Origin of the sequence: Pseudomonas sp. WS 5412 (assembly GCF_012985615.1) — a bacterium.
Lineage (GTDB): Bacteria > Pseudomonadota > Gammaproteobacteria > Pseudomonadales > Pseudomonadaceae > Aquipseudomonas > Aquipseudomonas shahriarae.
Map to the genome: position 1 here is coordinate 21,750 of NZ_JAARMB010000031.1, position 16,378 is coordinate 38,127.

Annotated in this window: 14 protein-coding genes and 3 pseudogenes; 7 read left to right on the plus strand and 10 right to left on the minus strand. The window is 56.9% G+C overall.

Annotated elements, in window-relative coordinates:
* Positions 1-57 precede the first annotated feature (57 nt).
* The 3 genes from flgM to HBR94_RS26685 all read left to right on the plus strand — a co-directional run bounded on the left by flgM (position 58) and on the right by HBR94_RS26685 (position 1,736).
* A complete protein-coding gene (flgM, locus tag HBR94_RS26675) occupies positions 58-375 on the plus strand; it encodes a flagellar biosynthesis anti-sigma factor FlgM (RefSeq protein ID WP_057439690.1) in 318 nt (105 codons plus the stop codon).
* Positions 376-423: 48 nt separating this feature from the next.
* A complete protein-coding gene (locus HBR94_RS26680; protein WP_057439691.1) occupies positions 424-891 on the plus strand; it encodes a flagellar protein FlgN in 468 nt (155 codons plus the stop codon).
* A gap of 95 nt (positions 892-986) precedes the next feature.
* The gene (locus tag HBR94_RS26685) at positions 987-1,736 is read left to right on the plus strand and encodes a flagellar brake protein (RefSeq protein WP_057439692.1); all 750 of its coding nucleotides are present in this window, start codon (positions 987-989) and stop codon (positions 1,734-1,736) included.
* A gap of 61 nt (positions 1,737-1,797) precedes the next feature.
* Here the strand turns inward: HBR94_RS26685 and HBR94_RS26690 are convergent, their stop codons facing one another.
* Positions 1,798-3,177 carry an MFS transporter gene (locus HBR94_RS26690; RefSeq protein ID WP_057439693.1) on the minus strand — a complete coding sequence of 460 codons (1,380 nt, stop codon included), beginning with the start codon at positions 3,175-3,177 and terminating at the stop codon, positions 1,798-1,800.
* A gap of 384 nt (positions 3,178-3,561) precedes the next feature.
* The gene (locus HBR94_RS26695; protein ID WP_170045815.1) at positions 3,562-4,950 is read right to left on the minus strand and encodes an MBL fold metallo-hydrolase; all 1,389 of its coding nucleotides are present in this window, start codon (positions 4,948-4,950) and stop codon (positions 3,562-3,564) included.
* Positions 4,951-5,230: 280 nt separating this feature from the next.
* Between HBR94_RS26695 and HBR94_RS26700 the strand changes: the two genes are divergently transcribed.
* Positions 5,231-5,794, plus strand: a complete 564-nt coding sequence (locus tag HBR94_RS26700) for a GNAT family N-acetyltransferase (protein ID WP_170045817.1) — start codon at positions 5,231-5,233, stop codon at positions 5,792-5,794.
* A gap of 54 nt (positions 5,795-5,848) precedes the next feature.
* Here HBR94_RS26700 and HBR94_RS26705 read toward each other — a convergent pair whose 3' ends face one another.
* The 3 genes from HBR94_RS26705 to HBR94_RS26715 all read right to left on the minus strand — a co-directional run bounded on the left by HBR94_RS26705 (position 5,849) and on the right by HBR94_RS26715 (position 9,501).
* Entirely contained in the window at positions 5,849-6,772 is a 924-nt protein-coding gene (locus HBR94_RS26705; protein ID WP_057439696.1) for a universal stress protein, read from the minus strand.
* Positions 6,773-6,873: 101 nt separating this feature from the next.
* Positions 6,874-8,112, minus strand: coding sequence for a DUF4010 domain-containing protein (locus tag HBR94_RS26710; RefSeq protein WP_170045818.1), 1,239 nt, complete (start codon positions 8,110-8,112; stop codon positions 6,874-6,876).
* Between the two features lie 315 nt (positions 8,113-8,427).
* The gene (locus HBR94_RS26715) at positions 8,428-9,501 is read right to left on the minus strand and encodes an NAD(P)-dependent alcohol dehydrogenase (protein WP_057444072.1); all 1,074 of its coding nucleotides are present in this window, start codon (positions 9,499-9,501) and stop codon (positions 8,428-8,430) included.
* Positions 9,502-9,764: 263 nt separating this feature from the next.
* On the opposite strand from HBR94_RS26715, the gene HBR94_RS26720 reads away from it, so the two are divergent.
* A complete protein-coding gene (locus HBR94_RS26720) occupies positions 9,765-10,688 on the plus strand; it encodes a universal stress protein (RefSeq protein WP_170045823.1) in 924 nt (307 codons plus the stop codon).
* Positions 10,689-10,728: 40 nt separating this feature from the next.
* Here HBR94_RS26720 and HBR94_RS26725 read toward each other — a convergent pair.
* Positions 10,729-10,885, minus strand: a pseudogene (locus HBR94_RS26725) (integrase core domain-containing protein); the annotation flags it as partial.
* Between HBR94_RS26725 and HBR94_RS26730 the strand changes: the two are divergent.
* A pseudogene (locus HBR94_RS26730) lies at positions 10,880-11,308 on the plus strand (recombinase family protein); the annotation flags it as partial. The pseudogenes HBR94_RS26725 and HBR94_RS26730 overlap by 6 nt on opposite strands.
* A 3-nt stretch (positions 11,309-11,311) precedes the next feature.
* Here the strand turns inward: HBR94_RS26730 and HBR94_RS26735 are convergent.
* Entirely contained in the window at positions 11,312-11,989 is a 678-nt protein-coding gene (locus tag HBR94_RS26735) for a hypothetical protein (protein WP_170045819.1), read from the minus strand.
* Between the two features lie 224 nt (positions 11,990-12,213).
* Here HBR94_RS26735 and HBR94_RS28850 point away from each other — a divergent pair.
* Positions 12,214-12,371: pseudogene (locus HBR94_RS28850) on the plus strand (serine recombinase); the annotation flags it as partial.
* Positions 12,372-12,545: 174 nt separating this feature from the next.
* Here HBR94_RS28850 and HBR94_RS26740 read toward each other — a convergent pair.
* The 3 genes from HBR94_RS26740 to HBR94_RS26750 form a co-directional block, all read right to left on the minus strand.
* Positions 12,546-13,696, minus strand: a protein-coding gene (locus HBR94_RS26740) for an IS3 family transposase (protein WP_170045820.1) whose coding sequence is annotated in 2 segments (ribosomal slippage) — positions 12,546-13,462 and positions 13,462-13,696 — 1,152 coding nt in all. Because the reading frame shifts where the segments join, the coding sequence is not laid out codon by codon here.
* A gap of 80 nt (positions 13,697-13,776) precedes the next feature.
* The gene (locus tag HBR94_RS26745; protein WP_170045821.1) at positions 13,777-14,316 is read right to left on the minus strand and encodes a hypothetical protein; all 540 of its coding nucleotides are present in this window, start codon (positions 14,314-14,316) and stop codon (positions 13,777-13,779) included.
* Positions 14,317-14,325: 9 nt separating this feature from the next.
* Complete coding sequence (locus HBR94_RS26750) at positions 14,326-15,198, minus strand: GTPase domain-containing protein (RefSeq protein ID WP_170045822.1); 873 nt, start codon at positions 15,196-15,198, stop codon at positions 14,326-14,328.
* Positions 15,199-16,378 lie beyond the last annotated feature (1,180 nt).

Sequence of the window (16,378 nt, forward strand, 5' to 3'; positions counted from 1 at the left end):
TTGTCCGGGTATGGCCGAAAACATGGCAAGCGTCCAAATACCCAGAGGTTTTTTAACATGGTCATTGATTTCAGCCGATTGAACAGCGCCCAGGCAACGCCCGGCGGCACGCGTACCAACGCGGCCAAGGACAGCGTTGAAGCCAAGGCCCCGGCACAGCCTGCCAAGGCAGAACAGACCGCTTCGACCCAGAGTGGCGAATCGGTGCATTTGAGCAACGAGGCTCAACAGTTGCAGAAGATCACAGACTCGCTGCGGGATCAGCCGGTGGTCAATAAAGCCCGTGTGGCCGAGTTGAAGCAGGCGATTGCCGATGGCAGCTATCAGATCGACAACGACCGTTTAGCCGGCAAAATCATCAAAGCCGAGCGCTAGGCCAAGGCCTGCGCCAGGCTTTTGGACGCTTAAACCCCAAGGCCAGCCATGCACGACGAAAATCTGCTGCAACTGATCAATGAAGACCTGGCTCCGGCGCAACAGCTGCTGGAGCTGCTTCAAGACGAATTCGTGGCCCTGTGCGGCCGCGACATGCGCGTGCTGGAAGACATCCTGGCACGCAAGCAATCGCTGATCATCCTGCTTGAACAACACGGCCAGAAACGCAGCCAGATCCTGCTCAGCCTGGGCCTGCCCGCTGATCACAGCGGCCTGGAACAGCTCGCCAGCCATTCATCGGTCGGCGACCAGTTGCTGGCTCAGAGCGCAGCGCTCAATCAGTTGTTGATCAGCTGCCAGGAGGCCAATGTGCTCAATGGCCAGTCGATCCAACTGCAGCAAGCCACCACCGCCAACCAGTTGCGCATCCTCCACGGTGGCGAACCTCCAGCACTGTATAACGCCCAGGGCTCCACCTCACGGCTGGTCAAGCCCAGCACCCTCAGCCAAGCCTGACGCCGGTTTATCGCGCGCCCTATCAAGGCGCGCCACATACTGGCAAAATGCCGGTTCTTGCGTGTAGTCGTATTTTGTCTGGAGATGGAAGAACCGTGTTCAACACCCTCAACGCGGAAGATGCTCCGCAGCCACCCAAGGTCCTCACCACCCCTCTGGAAATTGCCGGCACCCTGCGGCTGCTGCAAGAGAGCCACGACCCGCTGATCATCACCTTCCACGAACGCAACCAGCGCTTCCAGAGCTACCTGGTGGATGTCGACAAGGACAGCAAGACCCTGAGCCTGGACGAAATGATCCCGCCCGAAGGTGAACGCTATCTGGAAAATGGCGAAGCATTTCGCATCGAAGGTTTCCACGAAGGCGTGCGCGTAGCCTGGGAGAGCAATGGCAGCCTGACCATCGGCACAAAAGACGGCCACCGCATCTACAAGGGCAGCCTGCCTGAAGAAGTGGTCTACCATCAGCGCCGCAATGCCTTTCGTGCGGCATTGAAACTGGCGCAACTGGTGAATATCGAATTGGGCGGCGAGAAACTCAAGGCGCCGCTCAGCGGCAAGTTGCTGGATATCTCCGCCACCGGCTGCAAGCTGCGCTTTGAAGGTGATATCTCCGAGCGCCTGCAATTGGGCCAGGTCTACGACCGCTTTATCGCCGCCCTGCCCTTCGGCAGCATGACCACGGCGGTGGAGTTGCGTTACCTGCACTTTGAAGAAAGGATCAACACCACCTTTGCCGGTGTGCGTTTCCACAATATGAGCGGCCTGGTGCAGCGTCAGGTTGAGCGTTTTGTCTACCAACTGCAGCGCGAGGCGCGCCGGTTCGATAAAGACGACGATATGTAAGCGCCGAACCACAGGCACAAAAAAACGGGCAGTTCCTTGGGGAACTGCCCGTTTTTTTGTTTCAGGGACGGGCCCGGCTCAGGTCATGGGGGTGGTCTTCCGGGTCCGGATGCTCCGGCGGCTCGGGCTCAGGTTGTGGCTCCACGTCAGGTTCGGCTTCGGGCGCAGGTTCCGGCGCGGTGGTTTGCATCTGGTCCTGCACCACTTGCTCATCCACACGCGGATCGAGGGCAGCCACCAGGGGCGAGCTGGACATGCTGTCGGGCATCGCCACGTGATGCAGCGGCGCATCGTCCACCTGATGCAGATTGGTCACCGCCTTGGGGCGGATGCGCCAGACCAGGATCAAGGCGCACAAGCTGAAGAACGCATACAGCATCTGGTTGCCGAACAGCTTCATGACCACGCCTGCCAGCAACGGCCCGACACTGGCGCCCACCCCGTAGGTCACCAGCAACATCGCCGTGAGCGAGACCCGGCGATCACCTTCGACATGGTCATTGGAAAATGCCACGGCCAGCGGATACAGGCAGAACTGCACCAGCGAGCACAGGAAGCCGGCTATAAACAGCACTTCCAACGGCACCTGGGTCATGATCGCCAGCGGCAATGCCGCCACCGCCAGGCACAGGGCGAAGCAGCGGATCAGCAGCGCACGGTCATAACGATCCGACAGCCAGCCCAACGGCCACTGCACCAGCAGACCGGCAAAAATGCAGCTACCCATGAACAGACCGACCTGCTCGGTGCTCAACCCCTGCTGGGCCGCATACAGCGGCGCCAGACCGTAGAAGGAGCCGACGATCAGGCCGGCACCCAACACCGTACTCAGGGACTGCGGCACGCGCTTGATAAAGAAGCGTGGCTCCATGGGCGCCGGGTGCAAGGGCGCCGGGTGAATACGCCGAGTCATGGCCACCGGCACCAAGCACAGGGCGAAACACAGCGCCACCAACATCAGCAGCTCCAGCCCCAATTGGGGGTGCATGACCAGAATCAGCTGGCCCAGCACCAGGCCCAGGTAGGAGGCGATCATATAACCGCTGAACACCACGCCCCGCTGCTTGGCGTCGGCCTGCTCGTTGAGCCAGCTCTCGATGACCATGTACTGGCACATCATGCCGAGGCCGACGATTATCCGCAGCACGATCCAGGCCGGCAGCCAATCCACCAGGCCATGGCCCAACACCGCCGCACCGACGATCCCGGCACACGTGGCATAGGCCCGGATATGCCCGACCCGGGCGATCAGGCGATGCCCGATCTTGCCCCCCAGCACCAGGCCAAAATAGTTGGCCGCCATCAGCGCACCGACCCACAGGCTGTCGACGTTATCCGCCGCCAGGCGCAAGGCCAGGTAAGTACTGAGCAGGCCGGAGCCGATCAGCATCATCAAGGAGGCGAAATAAAGGGCTCGAAAAGATTTCCAGATTTGGCGCATCGGCGTTCCGAGCGGCTCCTTGCAGTGGGTGTCAGGCTATTTACACGATAGCCTGAAGGCGAAGCGTCGTTAAGCCCAGGCACCTTAGGCACCCGGGAATATTTTGATCCGACAAGCGGGACAACTTCGGGTTTATCGAAGCATGAAGCCTTCGATGAACTCGACACCCAACAGTTCCGTCTTCTGTGAGTTACGTGTCAGACGCACTCAGACCGGGGGCAAGGTACAAGGTCTGCACAATATATCGCGCCCACCAGCCAGACGGCACTGGCCAAACGGCTAACGAGGCCCTGCTTCTGGAAAAAAACCGAGCGTCAGCGGCTGGCTGCGTCAACCGCTTGTCCAGTCTGGAGCCTGCCGTAAAGCGGCAAGGACTGTTTGCTATCAGCCCGATGTGTTCGAAGGGTGGTCGGTGGCGCTGAGTTCGACGCTATCGCGATACTCCGGCACCGAGACCGACCAGCCCAGCTCCAGGCTGATACGTCGGCGCAGCACATCCGAGGCATTGGGTTCGCCGTGCACCACATAGGTGTGTTTCGGTGGCCGCTTGAACCCGCGAAGCCATTGCATGATTTCATCGGCATCCGCATGTGCCGACAGGGACTGCATCGGCACCACCTCGGCCCTGATGGGCACCTCCTTGCCATGAATACGCACAGAAGGAGCCCCCGCGACAATTTGCGCACCACGGGTGCCGCCCGCCTGGAAGCCAGGAACCAGCAACGTATTGATCGGGTTGGGGGCCAACGCCTTGAGGTGGTGGATCACCCGTCCCCCGGTAGCCATGCCGCTGGCAGCGATAATCACCGCCGGCGTGCGTTGCTGGTCCAGGCGGATCGAATCTTCGGTAGTGCGCACAAACTTCGCGACGTGGCACATGCCTTCGCACTCCTGCGCGGTCAAACGGTGTTCGCTGCGAAAACGCTGGTACAACGTGGTGACGTCGGTGGCCATGGGGCTATTGAGATAGATCGGCACATCGGGAATCAAGTGTTGCTGCTTGAGCCGATACAAGTGGTACATCAGCAACTGCGCCCGACCGACGGCGAAGGAAGGTACCAGGGTAATGCCATGGCGCAGCGCGGTGCGGGTGATGACGTCGGCCAATTGCTCCTCTGGCAGCTCGGCCGGGTGCTTGCGGTCACCGTAGGTCGACTCCACCAACAGGTAGTCCGCCTGCTCGATGGTCTCCGGAGCGAACATCAAGGGGTCGTCGGGTCGCCCCAAGTCTCCCGAGCACACAAGCGTAACGCCATCGGCGACCACCTCGACCGTGGCCGCGCCCAATATATGCCCGGCGCCGCGCAGTTGGAGGGTCATGCCGGTGACGATCTCAATCCTGTTATGCAGCTCGATCGGCCGTAACAGCTTCAGCGCTCGCTCGGCGTCCTGTTCGGTATACAGCGGCGCCGCCGGGCTGTGCTTGGAAAAGCCATGCCGATTGGCAAACTCAGCCTCTTCTTCCTGGAGGCGACCACTGTCTAGCAGCAGAATCTTCAGCAGGTCACAGGTCGCAGGCGTGGCATAGACCGGCCCGCGATAGCCATTGCGTACCAGGACCGGTAGATAGCCACTGTGATCCAGGTGGGCATGGGTAAGCACAATCGCATCGAGTTCACCGATCGGAAACGGCAGCGCATCCCAATTGTGCAGCCGCAGCTGTTTATAGCCCTGGAAAAGGCCGCAGTCGATCAGTACATGATGGTCGTGGTGCTGCAGCAGGTATTTACTGCCGGTGACCGTGCCCGCAGCACCGAGAAATGTCATCTGCATAGCCGTCTCCATGAATACTCAAGGGAAGTGCCATTGATCGCTCTTAATGACGCAGGTGCAGTTGATTTCAATCAACTGCCTGGGTGACGGGCCGCCAATTCCGTAAATGGCTGATCCGCCCAGGGCCGCCGCGTAATCCACCTCAGTCATCCGAAAATCAAGGATGCCAACACAAGTAGCTGATCCAGATCAGCGCCCAAAGCCCTCAACGACGTAGAAAGGAAGCACCGCGAGGTTTATCTGCGCGCGCCGGCCTTTCACATCAGATGGAGGTTCACCCATGCCCACCTTCAAAGACCACAATGATCGGGCGGCGGCAGTTTATGCCACCGTCACCGCAGAACACTGGATCGAATCGCTCAGGGACGGTCGCCACGTACTGATACGGCCGCTCGAGGAAAAGGATCGCGAGCGTGAGTATGCGTTTATCAAACGCTTGTCCCCCGAATCGAGACATATGCGCTTCCTGGCGCAGATCAACGAGCCCAGTGACAGCCTGCTCAATACGTTGATGGACACCGATAACCAACATCGAGTGGCCTATATCGCGCTGGCGCACGAAAACGGTCATCTGATCGAGATCGGCATCAGCCGTTACGCCGCTACCGGCAAGGATGACTGTGAGTGCGCAGTAACAGTAGCCGATGAATGGGCGCACCTGGGCCTGGGCACTCTACTGATGAAACATTTGATCAACGCCGCCAGCAAGAATGGCTACCGCCGGATGTATTCGGTGGATGCCGCCAGCAATATCCCCATGCGTAACCTGGTCAGAGCACTGGGCTTCGAGTCATGCATTGATCCCCGTGACTCCCACCAAGTGATCCATAGCCGGCATCTGTAGAGCCACGGCCCCGCGCTGCTGCGCTCAACGCTCCAGCGCGGGGCCATTGCCTGCTCAGGATTGCAATACCCGCCCGGGCTTGATTGCCAGCACACTGCAGGGCGCCCGCTGCAGGAGTTGTTCAGCGGTGGTCCCGAGCAACTTGTTCAACCCCTTGTGCTGAACCGTGCCCATCACAATGATGTCCGTGCGATGCTCGGCAGCGAACTCACAAATACTCAACACCGGGTTGCCCTCGATGAAGTGGCGATACTCCGGCGGTACACCATGGCGTTCAGCCATGGCGGCAAACACTTCCCGCTGAGTCGTGCCCAGCGCCTCATAAATCCCAGTGGCCAGGGGCAAGGCACCAAATCCCATGTCCTGGACGTAAATCGCCGCCCAGTCATACACATGCATCAACTCAAGGTGGGCATCGCATTCGTTGGCCAGCTTTACCGCTGCGTTGATGATCTGGTCGTTGAACACATTGTCCTGCTCCTCGTCGCGCAGCACATCGACGATGGCCAGGATATTGCGCGGCCGAGGGTTGAGCGCGTTGGTCACCAAATGCACAGGTACCGGACAATCGCGCAGTAACTGCCAGTCCAGCGGTGCGAAAAAGATCCGCTGCAAGGCTGATTCTTCCTGCGCATCCTTGATGATCAACGCCAGTGGCATCTCACTGACAAAGTGCATGATTTCTTCGTAAGGGTGTTGCACCCACACCACTTCGCTGGTGACCTGTACCCCGTGCTGGCTGATCAACCCCGCCTGCTCCGTGAGCCACTGCCTGTGGTTTTGCAAATAACCGTCACGGGCCCGGTTCATTTGTTCAGGGGCAAAAAGGCCGGCCACCGCCAAGGCCTGCAAGTAGTCAAATGCGACAATGTGCAAAGGCATTTGCATCGCCTTGGCCAACGCGCCGGCCCGCTCGAACGCGGGTGTACGGGTCAGGGTTGAGGGGGCAATTAACAGTAAACGCTGAGCCTGCGACATGGGACACCTCGGCACGTGGCCTTTTGGTTGCTGACACCTATAGAGTGAACGCACCCGACTCAGCCAACTTGATCTTCATCAGGTACCAGGTTGAATGTGATTCAAAGAAGCAAGATCCCGGCCCACATGGCCAGCGTCAGCAAGACCTGACCCGGGATAACGTAAGCGGCGAACCGTCGCCCGCCGCTGATCCACGCCACCAGGCATTTGCTCAGCGTGTTACTGCTGACTGCAATCAGTATAGGAATGGTGGTGGCGCTAAGTGGCAACTGACCGGACTTGGCCAATGTCGCAATTGATGCTGTCGAGGAATGGGCATCGGCGAAGCCCGACAGGGTCGCCGTGAGCATGACTCCGGTTTCACCGAAGTGATTGAGCATCACCGACGACAGGAAAGTGATGCCGGTCATGGTCAATGAGACCACCAGCGCCAGCTTGAGATTGAACGCGCCACCGACCTTGATCGGTTGCCCCACGCCATTCGCGGGCCGGGGAAACATCAAGCACAGTCCATACAGCGCTGTGGCAGCGGCGCCGCACAACAGCGGTCCCCAGATATGACGTAACAGACTGCTGTCGACCGCCCCCATGATCAGCCCGACTTGGGTGACAGTCGCCAGGTTGGAGAAGATCGCGGCGGCACTCAAGACCTTGATGTTGTCCGGCTCCCTGGCGGCGATATGCCCCATGGCGGCAATGGTCACGGTGCTAGAGGCAAATCCGGAAGCAATGGCACTGATTGCATACCCATACCGGGTGCCCAGAGTGCGCACAGCAATATGCCCCACCGCCCCCACTACCATGAGCAATACCGTGAGCGTGCAAATGGTGCGCAGGTTGATCGCGGCGTAGGCGCCGATAAAGCGGTCAGGAACCAGCGGCAGCACCACCAGCGCAGCAGTCGCCAGTACCAGGCCGTCGCGCACCTCCACATCAGTCAGTTGGTTACGGGCAAAGTAGTGCAGCTTCTGTCGATAGGTCAGCAGGCCCGCGATCACCACGGCAATGGCGATCGCCAGTTCGGGCGATGTACTGCACATCGCACCCAGCAGCAAAACCGTGATCAATGCCACTTCACTGGTGACGCCCGGGTCATCGCTCAGGCTGCGCCAGTACGCCACGGTGACCAGCAACCCAAGGGTTATCGCCACGATCCCGACTAGCAGACCGGCGCCGACCTGCATCGCCACATAACCCAACAGCGCGGTGATCGCAAACGTGCGCAGCCCTGCACAGGCGCGGCCTTGTCCCTGCCCTTTGTGCCGCTCGCGCTCCAGCCCAATGAGCATACCGATCCCCAGTGCGGTTGCCGCGCCTGCCATCCCGAGGGTTTCATTCATGGTTTTGTCATCGATGCTGGCCTTGCCTTGCGACCCACTCGTGACTCCACGAGGTCGGCCGAACCGTTGCAACCATGTCGCCGGGCTATCGGGCTGCGTGGGCCGCTCGCCGGACAGGGGGCGGATCGACATCGATCGGCCAGGCATGCGGCGCGTCTATACGCGTCCGGAGTCGCCTGACGAATGCCTGCGCACCCTCCAGGGTTTTGAATTCCACTGCGACACACTCCATGTGCACAACCCAGCATGCGGTTGCCTGCTCCTGCGTGATATCAATTAGCATTGACGACCTCCAGACCACCTCTAACCCCATCTTCACGGCGTAATCGCGACCTTCATCACACCATCCTGCTGGTGAGCAAACAGCTCATAGGCCGCTTCAATGTCGTCGAGCTTGAAACGATGGGTTACCAGGGGTGACAGGTCCACACCGCCGCTGTTAACCACCGCCATCAGCCGGCGCATACGCTCTTTGCCGCCGGGGCACAGGGTCGTGACAATGCTGTAGTCCCCGAGCCCGGCGGCGAAGGCATCCAGGGGTATGCGCAAGTCACTGGAATAAACGCCGAGACTGGATAACCGACCACCGGGGCGCAAGACCCGCAAAGCGGACTCGAACGTGCCTTGCGTGCCCAATGCCTCGATGGACACATCCACCCCACGGCCATCGGTCAAGGCCATGATTTGCTCGACGACATTACCGTCCTTGAAGTTGACCACATGGGTGGCCCCCAGGCGCCGCGCAACACTCATCCGCGCAGGCACGGCATCGACGCCAATGATGGTAGTCGCGCCCTTGAGACGCGCGCCGGCCACTGCACAGAGGCCGATTGGCCCGAGGGCGAACACCGCAACGGTATCGCCGATGCTGACCTCGGCGCGCTCTGCCCCGGAAAAACCGGTGGACATAATGTCCGGGCACATCAACACCTGCTCATCGCTGAGGCCGTCCGGAATCGGGCATAAATTGGCGGTGGCGTCTGGCACCAGCACGTACTCCGCCTGGCAACCGTCAATACTATTGCCGAACTTCCAGCCACCCGTGGCGCGAAAACCGTGGCGGGTGTCCGGGCCATCCTGCGAAGCACAGCCACAGAGGCAAGCGTAACTTTGCCCGCTGGGAGTGATGGCACCGGCAATGACCCGCTGCCCTTCGACAAAGCCGCGCACCTGCGAGCCCAACTGCTCAATGACCCCTACGGGCTCATGCCCCACCGTCAGCCCTTTGGCCACCGGATACTCACCGCGCAAGATGTGCACGTCGGTACCGCAGAGGGTCGTCGTGGTAATCCGGATCAAAGCATCCAGGGGCCCCACAGTGGGGATGGGTTTGTCTTCCAGGACGATCCGGTTCTTTTCAACGAAAACAGCCGCTTTCATGGTCGCCATGGTGATCCTCCGCCACTGTGGGTGCGCCAGGTTCGGCACGCCTATAAGACTGCGCCGAGGAAACACTGGAAAGATTGATAATGGTCAACAATTTCGTCGCTGACCGACCGCACGTCGGGTTGCCACCCGATTGCCCTCTGGGTTTGACAAAGATCAACCCGGCCTCCCGCAGTCCGCCACACTCTAATTGCGAGGTTTCAGGTTCCAATAGCTGCGCGGCGATTGGGGCGGGCACCTGCGCATTTACCTACGGGAGAGATGTCATGTCTGATCAATCACGCTTCATGTTGGTCGTCCCACCCTTGATGGAGAACAGCCCCGCTTTCGATCGAGCCGCCGCCCTGGCCAAGGCTGCGGATGCGGCATTGCACATCGTGGCATTTGACTATCTCGAGGGGCTGGCAACGGCCGGGCTGGTCAACGAGCAAGCGCTGGAGCAAATGCGCATCGGCTATGTCGAACGCCATCGCCAATGGTTGGAAGACCAGGCCCGCCCGTTGCGCAGAATCGGGGTGCATGTCACCACTGAAGTGGTCTGGGTGAACGACCCCTTGCAGGAAATCCTCATCCACCTCAAAGAACAACCCATGGCGGTGTTGATCAAGGCGCTGGAGCATGAATCGCTGCTTTCACGCCTGATGTTTACGCCACTGGATGTCCACCTGTTGCGCGAATGCCCGGTACCCTTGCATTTCGTCAGCCATATGCACCACGCCCTGCCCCGCAAGATCATCGCTGCAGTAGACCCTTTTCATCGCGACGGGCAATACAAAGATTTCAACGACACCATTGTGCAAGAGGCCGCGAAACTGGCGAGCATCTGTCACGCAGAACTAGACGTCATTTATGCCCACGACCTTTCAGCTATCAGTGCCGATGAATTCGGTTTCGAAAATGGCGCAAGCTTCTTCTCCTCCAGCAAAGCCCGGACACTGTTTGACGCCCAGGCCGATGCCTTCCACGAACTGGCGGAGCGCAACGGTATTCCACCGGAGCGCCGGCACATGATCATGGGCAACCCCGCCAAGGTGCTTGCCAGCTACGCGAGTGCCTATGAAACCGATGTGATTGTGATGGGCCGAATAGGCCATCGGGCCATGGACCGATTAATCGGCAGCACGGTGGAACACCTGCTGTACAAGATGCCCTGCAGCGCTTGGGTGATTTCTCCGCAGGAGCTGATTTGAAGGCAGGGTGGGATGAGGATCTGGCGGGGCTGGGCGGTGTCTAGTCCTGAAATAGGTTTATACCTGTTTCATTCCAACGCCCGATGCATCGCATCGGGCGTTTTGTATTTCAAAGACAGGTGCGGACGCTCGTGGTTGTAGATCGATACCGACTCGCTCACCATCTTCCTCGCCTTCGTTAAATCCTGTGGTTGTTGCTGGTGGAGTCGATAGATCGCCTCTCACGCCTTCCTGTAGAGGACTGGCAGAAGCTCAAAGCTGCAATTGAGTCCAAGGGCTTGCGCATCGTCGCGCTCGACCTTCCAACGAGCCACCTGGGAATGCAGGACACAAAAGGCGATGGGTTCACCGGGCGGATACTTGGAGCAATCAACTCAATGCTAGTGGAGATGATGGCCGCCATTGCCCGCAAGGATTACGAACAGAGACGAGAGCGCCAAGCTCAGGGGATCGAAAAAGCTAAAGCCGCCGGCAAGTATCAGGGCCGGCCGGTCGATGTGGATCTGCACAAGCGTGTGAAGGAACTACTTGCGGCAGGTCTTGGAGTTCGCGCCGCGGCTCGACACGCTTCATGCTCAACCACGACGGTTATGAAGATCAGGCGCCAGAGGCCAGAGTAACCCTTAGGGCAGCGGCAAGGGCGGAAGGTTTGGAAATGATGAGAGAGGCGACAACGGCGGTGGTGGCGCACGATGCCCAAGCCTTATCGCGAGTTCGCGCTGAGATGACGACAGTGCTGGCCAGATCATGTGAACGCTCGACAGCCTCATCTCTCGCAAGTCCTTTTTATGCTGATCGCGCCGAAGGGCAACCTTAAAAAACGAAGGACTATGGTCAATGTCGTTTTCCTTCAGCCGCCACAGAACCACGAAGGCAAATTTCGGAGAAAGGTACCCATGACCTTGGTAGTAGCGAAGGGCATTCGCGAGTATTGAGCCACCCTCTGCGTCGGCGAGCTTCTGCAGCGATCGCAAGCAAGCATCGTCGCGCATCTTCTGAGTCAAACGATCCAGTTTTTTCTGTGTGTCCTTTGCCGAGAGTTTGCGGCCCGCTTCAAATACCGAAACACCGAACCTGAGTATGCAGTGAGAGCCGACCCAAAGCGCGTGGCCTGTGAGTGCGTTTCGAATCTCAAACTGATAACGAAGCGACTCCTGATCACAAAGCTCACACGTCTCAGTTGGGTGCTCGTGATCCCTTACCACATCTTTGAAAGACCATTCCTCAAAAGCCTCTGGCAGCGTCTTGCCAACAGAGAGCGGAACGATATTGTCCCAAACACGCTGTGGGTAACTGACCATTTGCGCTTCTCCTTCGTCCTTGACTTGAGCGGAACCAGCGCAATATGAAACCGCCACTACTGCGCACCACTCTGCACTATGTATAGCTCACATAATCGAGATAAGTGCTGCCGCCACGCTGTCACGGCAAAAAGCTGCATCCTTGAAGCCAACAACTAGTAATTGAAAAAATAGCGCCCAAGGGCAAGTTCGAACTGCCAGCCCCCCCCCCGTGGGACGCGGAGAAGAACGAGGGAAAGTATCAGGGCCACCCGGTCGACGCCGATCTGCACAAGCGCGTGACGGAGTTGCTCGAAGCTGGCCTGGCATCCGCGCAACGGCCCGGCACGCCGACTACTCCACCACGACGGCTCTAAGAATTAGGGATGCAACTAGGCAATAGCGGGCATCCTCCGAAGCAAATGCTGGCATTGAGCTACGCTACCTCGACAATGGCTCACTTTCCTGTGCGCCAGTTTCGTCAAATAGTTGAGGGAGCAACATGGGACTGAATCAAAAGGATCTCAATCCAGAGATTCGCGGGTTGATGGTTCAAGAGTGAATCGCCCCGGATTCTCTAGACACCTTGCAAGCTCATTGCGTAACGCTTTTCAAACTCTACCGGTGACAGTTGATTGTTGAAACCATGGCGGCGTTTTGGGTTGTAGAACATCTCGATGTAATCGAACACACCACTACGAGCATCTTGCCGTGAGGTGTAGATTTTCCGCTTGATTCGTTCCCGTTTCAGAAGCTGGAAAAAGCTCTCAGCCACAGCGTTGTCATGACAATTGCCTCGGCGGCTCATGCTGGCAACCAAATTGTTTGCCTTCAAAAAACTGCGCCAATCGGAGCTGCTGTACTGGCTGCCCTGGTCGGAGTGAACCATCACCTCTTGTTTCGGTTTTCGCCTCCAAACCGCCATCAATAACGCATCAATGGCCAAATCACTGGTCATCTGCGACTTCATTGACCAGCCAACGACCTGACGGGAAAACAGATCCAGCACCACCGCCAAATACAGCCAGCCTTCATACGTACGAATATAGGTGATGTCGGTGACCCAAACCTTGTTGGGTTCCACGACATCGAACTGGCGCTTCAGCAAATTGGGTGAGGCGACCGCTGGCTTACCGCCGTACTTTCCAGGGCGACGTCGATACCCTGTCTGAGAGCGCAGACCTTCAAGACGCATCAACCTCGCCACACGATGCCGACCACAATCTTCACCGACCTCGCGCAGGTCGTCATGGATTTTGCGATAGCCATAAACTCCGCCGCCCTCCAGCCACGAGTGCTTGATCAAACCCAGCAATCGCTGGTCGTCTTTAGCGCGTGCAGATTGCGGCTCAGACAACCAAGCGTAATAACCACTGGGATGGACTTTCAGCGTCAGGCAAAGCCGTCGAATGGAATAGTCGCCCGCTCGCTGCTTGATAAAGGCGTACTTCAACCGCACTCCTTGGCAAAGTACGCGGCGGCCTTTTTTAAGATGTCTCGCTCTTCGGTGACCCGCTTGAGTTCGGCTCGCAGACGACGCAGTTCAGCGTGCTGATCATCATCCTGCTGCCGTTCTTGTTGAGGTTTGCTGTAGCGCTTTATCCAGGCATAGAGGCTATGCGTCGACACGCCAAGACGCGCCGCCACATCAGCGACAGGCAGCCTCTTTTCGGTCACTTGATTGACTGCTTGGATTTTGAATTCTTCGGGGTAACGCGGGTTGCTCATGGCACCTCCTAATAGGCCTCAGTTTAAGGCAAAGAGGTGTCTACGAAACCCGGGGCGATTCATATTGACACACATTAACCTCAAAAAAATCTGACTACATACCAAGCGACCATAGCCATACCTAATACTGCGTAAGCACCCAATAAGTATCTAGCAAGGCGGCGTGAATCAGTAGCCCTTTTATCTTCTAGAGAGCACTGATAAATCAGTGGTGAAATTTGAATCTCAACATCATCCTCATCTCTCCTCAGATACGCAAAATGAATATCCCTATAGAACTGCCGAAACTCACCCTCCACTCTTCTTACACCACTACTAGTGGCATAACCCCTCCAAGTAAAGGCGAGCATTGAGTATCGATCATCAATTTCAGGCCGAACATCAGGGACAAAACCACCGACCACAGTATTCAGATATTGATCCCGATTGAATAACGTAAAAAATGATGACGCCCAACCTCTTCTTCTTTGCTTCCCTCCGCTCTGTATCGCCTTACCGATAAGATCCAACCCTGCATTTTCACTACGAATAATTATCCGATCACGCCCTTCCAGCGGGCCAGAAACGACAAATTCAACTGGCGAGTTTTTTATCACAACAGCCCGACCATTAAAGCTCATATCTGCACCTCAATTAGTCGCTGTCTGCTTTAACTTCTCGACAAACCTAGCTACGTCTGATGCATCCTCGTTAGAGAATACCAGCGCCTCTATTGAATGAGCTCGGTTCCCCTGCCTCCAAAGTTTCAATTCTTCGGTATAAAAATCACTGATCATTTTTTGTTTGTCCGCAGAGAGCTCACCCCACAAATCATGCTTATTAATTAGCAGGCGCACCCATAGCTTACTTTCAGACGAACTATCATCCAAGTGCTGCCTTATCTGCCTAGAAAACTCTCTATGGGCGTTTAGACGCACCTGATCCACATCCACGTCCGAGTCAGAGGAGTTATGATCGATAACAACACACAAACATTGACACTGCTCTGCGAGTTTAAATTGATGAGAGAAACGCTCTCCCCCACCATCCAATATCGCTATATAAGTAGGTGGAGATGTTTGAAAACTTGTCACATAAGCACTAGTATCTTGCGTCCTCACATATATCGACGGCGTAAAAGACAGCCGATCTTTCAGAGTTGTTTTCCCGACTTTACTTTCACCCACAACAGCAAGCGTCATTATTTTTGGATAAATATTTTCAATTTCATCTAACGGTATCGTTTGTCCAACTAAATCCTGTGGTCTTTTTGTTGCGGGCGGAATTGCACGAACAAAGGCAGCGCCTAATGATCCAATTACAATAGCTGCGCCACCGTAAGTTAGAACAGTAGCTACTGTCCCCGCAACCATTGACCAACCAGCGAGGCCAATGGTAGTTCCACCCAGGCTTGCAACTCCAGAAACGATGTTGAGCTCCCCTACCGCTCGCTTTGCCCAAAGGGACCATCGTCTTTTCCTTAACATTCTTGCTTTCCCTCGCACCATATTTTTATCAAGCATGCCTCATGCAGTGAGCATGAGCCTTTCGGACGATCAATCACTAGCTTAACTGAGGAGGGGTCATCTGAGCGAGCCGAACATACTCACACTACGCCAATACCCACCCGCTCAGCACTCCAGTAACGTTAGCGTTAGCGATCAAAAATCTAACATCAGCCCCCTCCCAGGGCAGCACACTGGACAGGCAAAAATTGGGGACAACCACGGATAACGCATTAGGAGACTGAGGACCAATATCCGACAGGGCTTTGGTAATGGCGGCGATAGAGCCAATTCTGTCTCACTGAGACAATTAGGTCTCACTCAGCGAGTGGAAAACAGCACACTGATTACAGAGCAACACAGGGGGGATCAACATCACCATACCGTTGCTGCAAGACCCGAGATAGTGCCATCTCCCCTCCTATCGAGACAGACCACATGAGCCGACTCGGACCGGTTGGTCTGCTTGGCTACCGCTTCTCCTGACAGCAGGCTGGAACAGGTGTTGCTATGAAAGCAACACCTTCAGATAAAAGTGACCTTGGCCCACTCAAACCAGGGCACGCCTTCAAAATGCGAAAGCGTGCTGCATCTGCCTCTTAGCGAATTTTTCTCGCGTAGCCTTTCTTGACCACGCGCCCAATGTAGCTATTCAGTCCTTGGCCAGCCCTAGCCAGCCGATGCATTTCTGCAATAGACCCTGGCCCAGCGCTTTCACTGGTATAGAGATACTGCGAACGGTCGTTAAACTCGACAGTGATTGAACCATTCCCTATCTCAAATGCGGCCACATTTGAGTCTCCTCCTAAGTTCCTATAACGCTCCATTACCTTTCCTTTGTACGGTAGCTCGTGAGCAGGCCGGCTATCTGGCCTGTGGCCATGACGTTAGCCCAGGATCGCTACTTGTCCAAAAAAGGGCATCAGTTTCGACAGTCCACGCAAGGCCCAATCGGAATACCTGGTAGCAGTGTAGGTTTACCACCGCTGGTGGAAGATGCCTCCAAAGCTGGACGCATCAAATCCGCGCCACGTTTTCAAATCTCGCAAAACGTGGCGCGGGAACCTGACAGGTATGACTCACCCACATGGGTTACAAATCAGTTCACGCACATAGGTAACAGTTATTAACTGGCAGGGTCGATTTTGTGAGGATCTGACCATGCCCTGGGAAGAGCTGAAACCTATGGACCTCAAAG

Excerpts from the sequence above, each read along its gene's own strand:
- HBR94_RS26690 (WP_057439693.1), bottom strand. The coding sequence starts at position 3,177 with ATGCGCCAAATCTGGAAATCTTTTCGAGCCCTTTATTTCGCCTCCTTG.
- HBR94_RS26700 (WP_170045817.1), top strand. The coding sequence starts at position 5,231 with ATGCCCACCTTCAAAGACCACAATGATCGGGCGGCGGCAGTTTATGCC.
- HBR94_RS26715 (WP_057444072.1), bottom strand. The coding sequence starts at position 9,501 with ATGGCGACCATGAAAGCGGCTGTTTTCGTTGAAAAGAACCGGATCGTC.
- HBR94_RS26745 (WP_170045821.1), bottom strand. The coding sequence starts at position 14,316 with ATGAGCTTTAATGGTCGGGCTGTTGTGATAAAAAACTCGCCAGTTGAA.
- flgM (WP_057439690.1), top strand. The coding sequence starts at position 58 with ATGGTCATTGATTTCAGCCGATTGAACAGCGCCCAGGCAACGCCCGGC.
- HBR94_RS26735 (WP_170045819.1), bottom strand. The coding sequence starts at position 11,989 with ATGGTCAGTTACCCACAGCGTGTTTGGGACAATATCGTTCCGCTCTCT.
- HBR94_RS26710 (WP_170045818.1), bottom strand. The coding sequence starts at position 8,112 with ATGAATGAAACCCTCGGGATGGCAGGCGCGGCAACCGCACTGGGGATC.
- HBR94_RS26750 (WP_170045822.1), bottom strand. The coding sequence starts at position 15,198 with ATGCTTGATAAAAATATGGTGCGAGGGAAAGCAAGAATGTTAAGGAAA.
- HBR94_RS26720 (WP_170045823.1), top strand. The coding sequence starts at position 9,765 with ATGTCTGATCAATCACGCTTCATGTTGGTCGTCCCACCCTTGATGGAG.
- HBR94_RS26695 (WP_170045815.1), bottom strand. The coding sequence starts at position 4,950 with ATGCAGATGACATTTCTCGGTGCTGCGGGCACGGTCACCGGCAGTAAA.
- HBR94_RS26680 (WP_057439691.1), top strand. The coding sequence starts at position 424 with ATGCACGACGAAAATCTGCTGCAACTGATCAATGAAGACCTGGCTCCG.
- HBR94_RS26705 (WP_057439696.1), bottom strand. The coding sequence starts at position 6,772 with ATGTCGCAGGCTCAGCGTTTACTGTTAATTGCCCCCTCAACCCTGACC.